Raw genomic sequence first — 12064 nt, 5'->3', positions numbered from 1 at the left:
TGCCGCGCAGGCGGCTGATAGGTTCTGAAGCGTGAAGTGTGCGTGGCAATGATGGGGTTTCGATGGAGGAACTGTGGAGATACGATGGAGGCAAGCACCTTAAGGCCCCGCCCCTGCATGCATGCCGCCCCTGCCCTCGCCGCCCTCGTCCTGATCGTCGAGGATGAGGCCGAGATCGCCGATATTCTCACCGCCTATCTGGAACGCGAAGGACTGCGTACACTGCGCGCCGCCGACGGCCACAGCGCACTGGACCTGCACCGCAGCGCCCGCCCCGACCTGGTCCTGCTCGATGTGCAGCTGCCGCGCCTGGATGGCTGGAGCGTGCTGACGCAGCTGCGCCAGCGCGGCGAAACGCCGGTGATCATGCTGACCGCACTGGACCAGGACCTGGACAAGCTGACCGCACTGCGCATGGGCGCCGACGACTACGTGGTCAAGCCGTTCAATCCGGCCGAAGTGGCAGCACGCGTGCGCGCCGTGCTGCGGCGTACGTTGCGCGCCTCGCGCGTGGATGCACCGACCGCGCTGCGGGCCGGCCCGCTGCTGATCGACTCGGCCACCCATGCCGTGCATGTGGAGGGCGAAGGCTACAGCCACGAAGTGCTGCTCACGCTCACCGAGTTCAAGCTGCTGCACTGCATGGCGCTGGCGCCGACCCGCATCTTCAGCCGCAGCGAACTGATGCACGAATGCCTGCCGGAAAGCGAAGCGCTGGAACGCACCGTCGACAGCCATGTCAGCAAGCTGCGCCGCAAACTGGACGAAGTAGGCATGGTCAATGTTCCGGCCAGCGTGCGCGGTGTCGGCTACCGGCTGATGGCCGACCGCTGATGGCGCACCTGCGCCGCTCCGGGCTCAGCCGACACATCATCGTCTCGATGTCGTTGATGGTGATCGGCGTCATTGTGATGATGATCCTGTCGTCATGGCTGCTGTACGCGGTGCTGGTCGAGTTCTTCCCCGGCAGTGCCGAGGAACCGGAAAGCTGGCTGCCGACCGGCCCGGAGCTGGCATGGATGGTCGGGGTGATCCTGACCGGCCTGGCACTGGCCATCGCCGCCTCGTTCCGACTGGCGCATCGCATCCTGTCGCCCTTGAATTCGCTGGTCGACAGCGTGCGCGCGCTCGCCGGCGGCGACCTCGGTGCGCGCGCCAGCGTCGAGGAAAACTCACCGGGCGAAGTGGCAACCCTGGTCGAGGATTTCAATGCGATGGCGCGCCGCCTGCAGCACATGGAGAGCGAGCGCGCGATGTGGCATGCGGCTATTGCCCATGAATTGCGGACCCCGGTGACGATCCTGCGTGGCCGCCTGCAGGGGCTGGCCGAGGGCGTGTTCCAGCCGGACGAGTCGCAGTTCCGCAGCCTGCTTGCCCAGGTCGAAGGGCTGTCCCGCCTGATTGAAGATCTGCGCGTGCTGAGCCTGTCTGACAATGCGCGGCTGGACGTGCGTCGCGCGCGCACCGACGTGGTGGCCGAGGTGCATTCGGTGATGACCCTGGTCGATCCGCAGTTCCGCGCTGCAGGCTTCGTGCTGGAGCTGGAAACCAGCCGCGAGGAACACAACGCGCACTGTGATCCCACGCGCCTGCGCCAGGCGCTGCTGGCGCTGCTGGAAAACGCGCGTCGCTATGCCAGCCCGGGCAAGGTACGGATTGCCGTGCATGACACACCAGGCCATGTGCAGGTAGCAATCGAGGATGAGGGCCCGGGCATCGATCCGGAGCTGCACGCCGACATCTTCAGCCCGTTCATGCGTGCCGACGGCTCGCGTTCACGCCAGGGCGGTGGCAGTGGCCTCGGCCTGGCGGTGGTCAAGGCCATCGCCGACGCGCACGGCGGCCGCGTCTACTGCACGGCGGGCAACGCCGGTGGCAGCCGTTTCGTCATCGAACTGCCGCGCCAGTAGCGGGCGCGGCTGCCTGTTCCCGCAGGCGCGCGCCGAGTGCAGCGAGGTTGGCATCGATCGCATCCATCTCGTTGCGCTGGCCTGCCGGCAACTGCTGGCGCAGCTGCACGCGCAGCGCCTGCCAGGCCGGCACCGCCTGTGCGCTGGCGGTGGCAACCGCTTTGGCCAGCACCGCCTGCTCATCGACCAGCGGCAACCCATAGCCACCGTCCGCCAGTAGCGTACCCGGGCGCAACCATTGCCCACCCTGCTCCAGCAGCTGGCGCAGGCCGCGCGTCTCGGCACTGGCCGGTGCGGCCAGAAGGCGCCGTTTCAGCACATCGCGCGCGCGCAGTTCGGCGCGGCGTTGCGCCGCCTGCTCCAGCAGCAGCAGCCCGGCGCTGGCACGCAGGTCACCCTGCAGCAGCCACGGCGCACGCTGCGGTGCGGGCAACTTCAGCCAGCCGCGCACATCGCGCACCGGCAGCCCCAGCTGTGAGCTCGCCACCGCGAACAACTGCTGGTAGTGGTCGCGCGCCGAAGCAAAGTAGTACCCCTGCGCCTGCGCTGCATTGCGGTCCGTGAGCACCTGCTCGTCCAGCACATGCAGCCTGGACAGCCGACGCTTCAACCCGCGTGGACTCAGCTGGGCCAGGCCCGCCTCACCCAGGCGCGGCACACCCGCCTGCAGCAGCTTTGCGGTTTCCACCGCGCAGTTGTTGCCGACGAAGTAATAGCGCCCGTCATAGCTCCAGTGCACCTGTGCAGTGCGCTCGAGCAGGGTGGCGATCTCGCCGGGCGACAACTGCAACGGCAGCGACTGCACCCCCCGCAGCTCCACCTTGGTGTACTCGTCCACCACCTGCTGCAGCGGCAGCACGAACAGGCGCGACGGGTAGCCACCGGTCAGGCCACGCCAGTTGGAAATCTGCACATCGCCGACGAACGCGCGGAACGACAGCACGCGGTGGTACTCCAGGTCCAGGCGGCAGTCCGGCCCCGGCGTGCGGCCGGGCCGGCAGATCACCAGCCGCAGCATGCTGTGGCCCCAGCGGCTCATCGGCTGCGCACTGCCTTCGGCGAACAGGTAGTCCACGGCATAGACACGCGCGGGGTCGAGCTGCAGCAGCGATGCGGCACCCTCTTCTGAGTCGGCCTGGAGCAAGGGCAGCGTCGTAGCGCAGTGCGACTGCGGCAGCGATGGCGGGGTTCCGAAATGGACCTGGTACCACTGCGCCAGCGCCGGACGCCGGCAGGCGAACTCAGCGTCCAGCAGGAAATGCTCGGCGTTCACCGCCAGGTACTCGGCCGGGTCCTTCAGTTCATACGCATCGGGACTGCGGTCACGGAAGTCGTTGTCGCCACGGCCGAGATGCCAGGGCTTGCGCTGCCATCCGGCCAGATCACGCCAGCGCACACTGCGCGACCAGTTCGCCCCCGTACGGTCGGCGACATGGGCCAGTTCGTGTACCAGCGCGCTGCGGCGTGCGCGACGCGCGCCGGGCACGGCATCATCCAGCAGCTCGCGACGCAGGGCGATGCGCCCGGCGAAGGCCCGGCCGTGCACATCGGCCGGCAGGTCATCACGCCAACGCACCTGGACCTGTGACGGCAATGCACGCAGCAGGCCATCGGGCAGCAGGGACTGCACGTCGGCCAGGGTCTGGCTGGCGAGCTGCTGCTGCGCCGGGTCGAGACCGGACGGATCAAGCAGCAGGCGATCAGCCGCGTGCGCGGAAGGGATGAGCAGCCACGCCAATGCGGCGATCCACCCGCACCGCCCGCTGTGCCTCTGTAGAGCCGAGCCATGCTCGGCTGAATGCCCGGCGCATGCGGATCGCAACAGCAGCCGAGCATGGCTCGGCTCTACAGAAGGCGATGACGCCGAGGTCATGCAGCCTGGATCAACGTGCCAGCAGCGCGCGGGCCAGTTCCAGATCGCTCTGCTGCTGTGCCGCGGCGCTCTGCTCACGCAGGTGGACCAGTGCGGCCTGCAGGCGGGCGCCACGAATCTCGCCATCGCTGGCGACGAATGCAGCCGCATCGTCGCGTGCAGCCAGCACCACCTTGTCATCACCCGAGCTGCTGCCCGAGGAACCGGAGGACGCACCCGTGGCCGAACCGGCCGACGTACCGGCGAAGCTGGAAGCGAAGCCGGCCAGCGGCAGGGACAGCAGGGCGAGCAGCAGAAGCGGACGGGTCATCGGTTCGAAGCCGGTTGTGAGGAAGCGTGGAGCGTAACGGGTGCGTGAAGGATTTGTCCGGCTCAAACGTCGAACAGCTTGCCGGGATTCAGCCGCGCTTGGGGATCGAACGCGCGTTTGACCGCCTTCATCAGCGCGATCTCGGCCGGGCCGCGGGTGCTGTCCAGGTAGCCCTTCTTGACCAGGCCGATGCCGTGTTCAGCCGAAATGCTGCCGTCGAAGCGCGCCAGTACCTGCGCCAACAACTTGGTCACCTGCTCGCACTGCGCCACGAAATCGGCGTCGCTGGTGTCATCCGGCTTGAGCACGTTGATGTGCAGGTTGCCGTCACCGATATGGCCGAACCACACCACGTCGAAGTGCGGGTAGGCCTGCCCGATCAATGCCTGGGTTTCAGCCAGGAACGCCGGCATCGACGAGATCCGCACCGAGACATCATTCTTGTAGGGCTTGTAGCGCGCCAGCGACTCGGTGATGCCTTCGCGCAGGCGCCACAGCTGGGCGGCCTGGGCGTCGCTGGCGCTGATCACCCCATCGCTGACCCAGCCGTTGCCCATGCAGTCCTCGAAGGCCGCCATCGCCGCCGCTTCCTGAGCGTCGTCGCCGGCGGCGAACTCGGTGACCACGTAGTACGGATGCACCTCGTCGAACGGCGCCTGCGCACCGTGCGCCAGCACGTGCTCCAACGCCCGGTCGGTGAAGAACTCGAAGGCCTGCAACTGCAGGCGCGCGCGGAACGCAGCAAATACCTGCATCAGCACTTCGAAGCTGGGCAGTGCCAGCAGCATCACATTGCTGGCCGGCGGCGGGTCGGTCAGCTTCACCGTGGCTTCGACGATCACGCCCAGCGTGCCCTCCGAGCCGATCAGCAGCTGGCGGAAGTCATAGCCGCTGGAGTTCTTGATCAGGCCCTTGTTGAGCTCCAGCAACTCGCCGCTGGCGGTGACCACCTTCAGCCCGGCGATCCATTCGCGGGTGTTGCCGTAGCGGATCACACGGATGCCGCCGGCATTGGTGGCGATGTTGCCGCCGATCGTGCAGGACCCGCGCGCGGCGAAATCCACCGGGTAGATCAGGCCGTGGTCCAGCGCGGCATTGTGCACAGCTTCCAGTGGCATGCCGGCCTGCACCACCAGGGTGCGATCGACCGCGTCGTAGGCCAGTGCCTTGTTCATCCGTTCCAGGCTGAGCACCAGCTCGCCGTTGGCCGCCACCGCGCCCCCGGAGAGGCCGGTGCGGCCGCCGGACGGCACCACGGCCACACCCTCGCCTGCACTCCAGCGCATCACCGCCTGCACCTCCTCGACCGTGGCCGGCAGTGCGATCGCCAGCGGCGCCGGCGTCCAGCGCCGGGTCCAGTCGCGCCCGTAATGCTCCAGGTCGGCCGGGTCGGTCTTCAGCTTCAGGCCAGGACAGGCCAGCAGCAGCGAGGCAATGCGGGAATCAGTCATGACGGTCCAGCGCGGTGCGTGAAGAACGGGCAAGCGTGCCAGCGGCGCGCGCCAGCGTCCAGCCCCGCAGCCGCGCCGATCGCTACGGATGCAACCAATTGCGCACTGCACCATCGGCGGTCCAATCTGGCATAGTGGTCAGCCCCTGTCCCACTGGCCGTGTTGCCCCATGTCGCCGAAGAAGACCTCGTTCCCGAAGCAGGATATCCGCGTGCTGTTGCTGGAGGGGGTCAGCCAGACCGCCGTGGAGGTATTCAGCGCGGCCGGTTACAGCCAGATCGAAGCGCACACCAAGGCGCTGCCCGAGGACGAACTGAAGGCACGCATCGCCGAGGCGCACATCGTCGGCATCCGCTCGCGCACCCAGCTCAGTGCCGAGGTGCTGGCCGAGGCCAAGCGCCTGATCGCGGTGGGCTGTTTCTGCATCGGCACCAACCAGGTGGACCTGGACGCGGCCGAGCTGGCCGGTATCCCGGTGTTCAACGCGCCCTACTCCAATACCCGCAGCGTGGCCGAGCTGGTGATCGCCGAGGCCATCATGCTGACCCGCGGCATTCCGCAGAAGAACGCCGAATGCCATCGCGGCGGCTGGTCGAAGTCGGCCAGCGGCAGCCATGAAGTGCGCGGCAAGACGCTGGGCATCATTGGTTACGGCCACATCGGCACCCAGGTCGGCGTGCTGGCCGAATCGCTGGGCATGCAGGTGATCTTCCACGACGTGGAAACCAAGCTGGCGCTGGGCAATGCCCGTGCTGCCGCCAGCCTGGACGACCTGCTGGCGCGCGCCGACATCGTCACCCTGCACGTGCCGGAAACCCCGTCCACGCAGTGGATGATCGGCAGCACGGAGCTGGCGAAGATGCGCAAGGGCGCGCACCTGATCAACGCCGCGCGCGGCACCGTGGTCGACATCGATGCACTGGATGCCGCACTGGCCAGCGGTCACGTCGGCGGCGCTGCACTGGACGTGTTCCCGGTCGAGCCGAAGGGCAACGGCGATATCTTCGAATCGCCGCTGACCCGCCACGACAACGTGATCCTGACCCCGCACGTAGGCGGCAGCACGCTGGAAGCGCAGGACAACATCGGCGTGGAAGTGGCGGCCAAACTGGTGCGCTACAGCGACAACGGCAGCACCCTGTCGGCGGTCAACTTCCCGGAAGTGACCCTACCCGAACACGAAGACAGCCTGCGCCTGCTGCACATCCACCAGAACGTGCCGGGCGTGCTGTCCAAGGTCAACGAGATCTTCTCGCGCCACAACGTCAACATCGACGGCCAGTTCCTGCGTACCGACCCGAAGGTGGGCTACGTGGTGATCGACATCACCGCCAGCGACGCGCAGGCCGCCGCCGTGCGCGACGAGCTGGCCGCGATTCCGGGCACGCTGCGGACGCGCATCCTGTATTGACGCGCGTCCCGCCTTGCACGTGTAGAGCCGAGCCCATGCTCGGCTGCGGTTCCGGCCCGCATCGAGCCGAGCATCGGCTCGGCTCTACAGGTTGCTAGCGCGCCAACCACCGGCGCGCCATGCGCTGCATCGACTCATCCGATTCCGGATCGGCGGCGACTTCGGTCACCGGCCGCCACGCCAGTTCCAGCGACTCTTCGCTGAGCACGAAGGCCTCGCCACCCAGCGCCCGGATCACGAAACGCACGTCGTAGTGCCAATGTCCCGGCACGTCCTTGCGCTCCGGAATCCAATGCTTGTCCAGATCGAAGATGGCCGGGTCTTCCAGCACCAGGCCGCTCAATCCGGACTCCTCCTCGGCTTCCTTCAGCGCCACCTGGGCCAGGTCGCGGTCGCCGTCGGCGTGGCCGCCCAGCTGCAGCCAGCGCTGCAGCTTGCGGTGGTGGGTCAGCAGCAGGCGCTGGCCATCGGCACTGACCAGCCAGCAGCTGGCGGTGAAGTGGCCGGCCAGGCGCTCGCGGCGGAACGGATCTTCCGGATCGTCCAACAATGTGCCGAATTCGGCAGCCAGTGCGTCGTGGGCAGGCTCGCGGCGGGCATAGTCCCGCAGCAGGCCACGCAGGCGATCGTCAAGCACGGCAAGGGTTTCGGCGGTCTGGCTCATGAATGGGCGGCGTTTGGAAAAATACTGCTCATTATCGCCGTTCATTGTTGCGATTGCGCTTGTGCGTTGGCTTCAGCTTTGGCTAAGGTACAGCGGGCCGTTCGCGCGGCCTTCACCATTCCAGGGTTGCCGGCAACGTATCGGCGTCCCACCCCATCCGATCACTAGGAAGTACTGCATGCTGAAAGCTCTGTTGAGGGTCAAGCCGGTCGAACCGGCCGGGCACGTCGATGCTGGCGAACCCATCGAAGGCAGCCTGGACGGCGAAGCCACGTTGAAACGGACCCTCACGGCTAAACACCTCATCCTGCTTGGCGTGGGTGCGGTGATCGGCGCTGGTATCTTCGTGCTGACCGGCCAGGCCGCGGCCAACCATGCTGGCCCGGCAGTGATGCTGTCGTTCGTGATCGCCGGCTTCGCCTGCGCCCTGGCGGGCCTGTGCTACGCCGAGTTCGCGGCAATGATGCCGGTCTCCGGCAGTGCCTACTCCTATTCCTACGCCACCCTCGGCGAAGGCATGGCCTGGTTCATCGGCTGGTGCCTGGTGCTGGAATACCTGTTCGCTTCGGCCTCAGTCGCGGTGGGCTGGTCGGCGTACCTGATCAGCTTCATCACCACCACGCTGCACATGCCGTTCCCGGATGCACTCAGTGCCGCGCCCATCGCCTGGACCGGCAGCGAGTTCATCGCCTCCGGCAAGCTGTTCAACCTGCCAGCGGTGCTGATCGTGGCGGCGGTGTCCGGCCTGCTGTACGTGGGCGTGACCCAGTCGGCCTTCGTCAACGCGATCATCGTGGCGATCAAGGTCACCGTCATCTGCCTGTTCATCGGCATCGGCGCGGCCCACATCGACCCGGCCAACTGGCAGCCGTTCATTCCGGAAAACACCGGCGTGCCGGGTGAATTCGGCTGGAGCGGCGTGTTCCGCGCGGCCACCATCGTGTTCTTCGCCTACATCGGCTTCGATGCGGTTTCCACCGCCGCCGGTGAAACCAAGGACCCGCAGCGCAACATGCCGATCGGCCTGCTCGGCTCGCTGGCCGTGTGCACCCTCGTCTACATCATCGTCTGTGCGGTGCTGACCGGCATGATGCCGTACCACCTGCTGGGCACCGACAAGCCGGTGGCGACCGCGCTGGAGCCCTACCCGACCCTGTCCTGGCTGAAGACGTTCGTTGAGATCGGCGCCATCGCCGGCCTGTCCTCGGTGGTGCTGGTGATGATGATGGGCCAGACCCGCATCGCCTACACGATCTCCCGCGACGGCCTGCTGCCGAAGTTCTTCGGCAAGGTCCACACCCGCTTCCGCACCCCGTACGTCGCCACCATCGTGGTCGGCGTGATCGCCGCCGCGCTGGCTGGCCTGGTGCCGCTGAACGTGCTGGGTGAACTGGTGTCGATGGGCACCCTGCTGGCCTTCGCCACGGTCTGCATCGGCGTGCTCGTGCTGCGCTATTCCAAGCCGGAGATCCATCGCCCGTTCCGCGTGCCGATGGTGTGGATCATCTGCCCGCTGGGCGCGGCCACCTGCCTGTTCCTGTTCTGGCAGGCGTTCGTGGTGCACTGGCACCTGTTCGTGGGCTGGACGCTGCTCGGCCTGCTGATCTACCTGGGCTACGGCATCCGCAACAGCAAGCTGGCCAAATCGCCCTGATCCGCCTACGGGCCGGCCTCGCGCCGGCCCGTCCGTTTTCCCCGCGCGCCGGTCATGGCGCGCTTCGACAAGACCACCACACATGTTCAAGCAACTGTGGGCCACCAAGCACCCGCATGCCGCCCATGAAGACGCCAACGGCCTGAGCCTGCGCCGCCACCTCGGCCCCTGGGGCCTGACCGCCCTGGGTATCGGCGCGGTGATCGGCGGCGGCATCTTCGTCATCACCGGCCAGGCCGCCGCCAACCACGCCGGCCCGGCCATCATGCTGTCCTTCGTGCTGGCCGCCATCTGCTGCGCTTTCTGCGCGCTGGCCTATGCCGAGTTCGCCTCGATGGTGCCGGTCTCCGGCAGCGCCTACACCTACACCTACGCCACCTTCGGCGAGCTCTCGGCCTGGTTCATCGGCTGGATGCTGGTGCTCGAATACGGCGTCTCCGCCTCGGCGGTCGCGGTCAGCTGGACCGGCTATTTCCTCAGCCTGCTCAGCCAGTTCGACATCCATCTACCGGCGGCGCTGGTCAGTGCCCCGCTCGACGCACAGCTGCGCCCGACCGGCGCGATCGCCAACCTGCCGGCCGCCGCACTGGTGCTGCTGCTGACCTGGCTGTGCTACGTCGGCATCAGCAAGTCATCGGCGATGAACATGGCAATGGTCGTGCTGAAGACCGGCCTGATCCTGCTGGTCATTGTGGTCGGCTGGAAGTATGTGGACACCAGCAACTGGACGCCGTTCATCCCCGCCAACGAAGGCCCCGGCAAGTACGGCATGGAAGGCGTGCTGCGTGGCGCGGCGATGGTGTTCTTCGCCTACATCGGCTTCGAGGCGGTGTCGGTGGCGGCGCAGGAATCGAAGAATCCGCAGCGCGACATGCCGTTCGGCATGATGCTGTCGCTGGTGATCTGCACCGTGCTCTACATCGCGATGGCCGCGGTGATGACCGGGCTGGTGCCGTTCCAGCTGCTCGGCACCGACGAGCCGGTGGTGACTGCCGTGGCCGCGCATCCGCAGCTGGGCTGGCTGCGCTGGGTGGTCGAGGTCGGCGCGCTGGTCGGCCTGTCCTCGGTGGTGCTGGTGATGATCATCGGCCAGCCGCGCATCTTCATGATCATGGGCCGCGACGGCCTGCTGCCGCCGGTGTTCACCAAGATCCACCCGAAGTACCGCACCCCGCACATCAACACCGTGATCACCGGCATCGGCATCGCGCTGCTGGCGGCGCTGTTCCCGCTGGACATCCTCGGTGAGCTGACCTCGATGGGTACACTGATCGCGTTCGCCGCCGTGTGTGCCGGCGTGCTGATCCTGCGCCGCACCCAGCCGGACCTGCCGCGCCCGTTCCGCATGCCGATGGCCTGGCTGATCTGCAGCCTGGGCGTGCTGAGCTGCCTGGCGCTGCTGTCGGCGATGACGATGCACAACTGGATGCTGATGGGCGTCTGGACCTTCGTCGGTTTCGTGATCTATTTCTGCTACGGCTTCAGGCACAGCCGCCTGCGGGGGAAGTAAGGGGTTTTGCATTGCAGGGCCTGCCGCCCTGCACCCGCCTTTGAAGCCGGAGCAACGGCAAGAGCGGGACTGTGGGTTTGGCGGGGAGGCATGGGTTCGCGGGGGACGCCGCAAGTACGTCCATGTAGGCTTGGCAGCCGCATCCATGCGGCTGACACCCCCGCGAACCCATGCCTCCCCGCCCCTGACAGTCTCCCGGCGCGTCCGGTAGATCCACGCCATGCGTGGATGAATTCATCCGGGAAATGAATTTTCTCCGTTCGATGAATCCTCTGTAGAGCGGAGCCATGCTCCGCTCCAAGCAAGCGCAGCGCCGCGACCCGCTTTTCGCTCTTCCTTCTTCATTCCGTGGCTGGCGCGCACGGAAACTGTCCATGGCCGGGCGGGTGGGCTGTGCAGGGGTGTCCGCGGCATGGATGCCGCGGCCAAGCCCCCATGGACGGGTTCACGGCGTCCCCTGCACAGCCCACCCGCCCGGCCAAAGCAAGAAATCCAGCCCCGCCTCCAGCCACGAGGGGCTCAGCCGTTGGCCGAATCCAGTAAAATCGCCGGCATGAACGCCCCCACCTTCCCGTACGACACCACGCGCCTGAGCGAACTGGCCCAGCTGCTGATCGACAACGTCCGCGAACTGGCCCACGCCGGCTGGACCCCGGCCACCAGCAGCAACTTCTCCCACCGCCTGGACGACCGCCACGCTGCGATCACCGTCTCGGGCAAGGACAAGGGCCGCCTGATCGAGGACGACATCATGGTGGTGGACTTCGACGGCCAGGCCGTCGGCCGCCCGCTGCGCCCGTCCGCCGAAACCCTGCTGCACACCCAGCTGTACCGCCGCTTCCCCGAAGTGGGTTGCGTGCTGCACACCCATTCGCCGGTGCAGACCATCGCCTCGCGCCTGTACGCGCCGCAGGGCCATATCCGCCTGGAAGGCTACGAGCTGCTGAAGGCCTTCGCCGGCAACAGCACCCACGAGATGGCCATCGACGTACCGGTGTTCGCCAACACCCAGGACATGAACGTGCTTTCAAAGCAGGTCGATGACCTGCTCGACCAGAAGAACCTGTGGGGCTACCTGATCGATGGCCACGGCCTGTATGCCTGGGGTCGCGACATGGCCGAGGCGCGTCGCCACCTGGAAGCGTTCGAGTTCCTGTTCCACTGCGAGCTCGAGCTGCGCAGGCTGCGCGGCTGAACCGGCGCGCAGGTGCAGATGCCGATCCGGAATCTGCGCCTCGCCCCCACCCTGCTACCCTGTCTTCCCCCCGAGACGTTCAAGCT

General features: G+C 67.1%; 10 protein-coding genes. 6 read left to right on the top strand and 4 right to left on the bottom strand.

Annotation, left to right across the window (positions count from 1 at the left end; translation table 11 throughout):
• Positions 1–117 precede the first annotated feature (117 nt).
• Positions 118–834 (top strand): response regulator, encoded by a 717-nt coding sequence (locus M1L61_RS10145; RefSeq protein ID WP_020424480.1) that lies wholly within the window; start codon positions 118–120, stop codon positions 832–834.
• Positions 834–1910: an ATP-binding protein gene (locus M1L61_RS10140; protein WP_019338525.1), complete on the top strand. Its 1077-nt coding sequence runs from the start codon at positions 834–836 to the stop codon at positions 1908–1910. Before M1L61_RS10145 ends, M1L61_RS10140 begins: the two co-directional genes overlap by 1 nt.
• On the opposite strand, the gene M1L61_RS10135 is transcribed toward M1L61_RS10140, so the two are convergent.
• The 3 genes from M1L61_RS10135 to M1L61_RS10125 all read right to left on the bottom strand — a co-directional run bounded on the left by M1L61_RS10135 (position 1888) and on the right by M1L61_RS10125 (position 5544).
• Positions 1888–3648, bottom strand: a complete 1761-nt coding sequence (locus tag M1L61_RS10135; protein WP_248854687.1) for a DUF4105 domain-containing protein — start codon at positions 3646–3648, stop codon at positions 1888–1890. The genes M1L61_RS10140 and M1L61_RS10135 overlap by 23 nt on opposite strands.
• A 145-nt stretch (positions 3649–3793) precedes the next feature.
• A complete protein-coding gene (locus M1L61_RS10130) occupies positions 3794–4093 on the bottom strand; it encodes a DUF2388 domain-containing protein (RefSeq protein WP_010482550.1) in 300 nt (99 codons plus the stop codon).
• A 62-nt stretch (positions 4094–4155) separates the two neighbouring features.
• Entirely contained in the window at positions 4156–5544 is a 1389-nt protein-coding gene (locus tag M1L61_RS10125; protein WP_248854686.1) for an FAD-binding oxidoreductase, read from the bottom strand.
• Between the two features lie 169 nt (positions 5545–5713).
• On the opposite strand from M1L61_RS10125, the gene serA reads away from it, so the two are divergent.
• A complete protein-coding gene (serA, locus tag M1L61_RS10120) occupies positions 5714–6955 on the top strand; it encodes a phosphoglycerate dehydrogenase (protein WP_248854685.1) in 1242 nt (413 codons plus the stop codon).
• 94 nt (positions 6956–7049) lie between these two features.
• Here serA and M1L61_RS10115 read toward each other — a convergent pair whose 3' ends face one another.
• Positions 7050–7664: an NUDIX hydrolase gene (locus M1L61_RS10115; RefSeq protein ID WP_014037032.1), complete on the bottom strand. Its 615-nt coding sequence runs from the start codon at positions 7662–7664 to the stop codon at positions 7050–7052.
• A 133-nt stretch (positions 7665–7797) separates the two neighbouring features.
• Here M1L61_RS10115 and M1L61_RS10110 point away from each other — a divergent pair, with 133 nt between their 5' ends.
• The 3 genes from M1L61_RS10110 to M1L61_RS10100 all read left to right on the top strand — a co-directional run bounded on the left by M1L61_RS10110 (position 7798) and on the right by M1L61_RS10100 (position 11978).
• On the top strand, positions 7798–9273 hold the full coding sequence (locus M1L61_RS10110; RefSeq protein WP_019661442.1) for an amino acid permease: 1476 nt from the start codon (positions 7798–7800) through the stop codon (positions 9271–9273).
• Positions 9274–9355: 82 nt separating this feature from the next.
• Positions 9356–10783, top strand: coding sequence for an amino acid permease (locus M1L61_RS10105; RefSeq protein ID WP_010482555.1), 1428 nt, complete (start codon positions 9356–9358; stop codon positions 10781–10783).
• A 553-nt stretch (positions 10784–11336) separates the two neighbouring features.
• Positions 11337–11978, top strand: coding sequence for a methylthioribulose 1-phosphate dehydratase (locus M1L61_RS10100; RefSeq protein ID WP_010482557.1), 642 nt, complete (start codon positions 11337–11339; stop codon positions 11976–11978).
• Positions 11979–12064: the final 86 nt, after the last annotated feature.

Origin of the sequence: Stenotrophomonas sp. NY11291, from assembly GCF_023277365.1 — a bacterium.
Classification (GTDB): domain Bacteria; phylum Pseudomonadota; class Gammaproteobacteria; order Xanthomonadales; family Xanthomonadaceae; genus Stenotrophomonas; species Stenotrophomonas geniculata.
The sequence above is the reverse complement of the archived record's forward strand: the minus strand, read 5'-3'. Positions and strand labels throughout refer to the sequence as shown.

What these genes read in the sequence shown, in the direction of transcription:
- M1L61_RS10145 (WP_020424480.1), top strand. Translation starts at nt 118, where the DNA reads ATGCATGCCGCCCCTGCCCTCGCCGCCCTCGTCCTGATCGTCGAGGAT.
- M1L61_RS10140 (WP_019338525.1), top strand. Translation starts at nt 834, where the DNA reads ATGGCGCACCTGCGCCGCTCCGGGCTCAGCCGACACATCATCGTCTCG.
- M1L61_RS10130 (WP_010482550.1), bottom strand. Translation starts at nt 4,093, where the DNA reads ATGACCCGTCCGCTTCTGCTGCTCGCCCTGCTGTCCCTGCCGCTGGCC.
- M1L61_RS10125 (WP_248854686.1), bottom strand. Translation starts at nt 5,544, where the DNA reads ATGACTGATTCCCGCATTGCCTCGCTGCTGCTGGCCTGTCCTGGCCTG.
- serA (WP_248854685.1), top strand. Translation starts at nt 5,714, where the DNA reads ATGTCGCCGAAGAAGACCTCGTTCCCGAAGCAGGATATCCGCGTGCTG.
- M1L61_RS10115 (WP_014037032.1), bottom strand. Translation starts at nt 7,664, where the DNA reads ATGAACGGCGATAATGAGCAGTATTTTTCCAAACGCCGCCCATTCATG.
- M1L61_RS10110 (WP_019661442.1), top strand. Translation starts at nt 7,798, where the DNA reads ATGCTGAAAGCTCTGTTGAGGGTCAAGCCGGTCGAACCGGCCGGGCAC.
- M1L61_RS10105 (WP_010482555.1), top strand. Translation starts at nt 9,356, where the DNA reads ATGTTCAAGCAACTGTGGGCCACCAAGCACCCGCATGCCGCCCATGAA.
- M1L61_RS10100 (WP_010482557.1), top strand. Translation starts at nt 11,337, where the DNA reads ATGAACGCCCCCACCTTCCCGTACGACACCACGCGCCTGAGCGAACTG.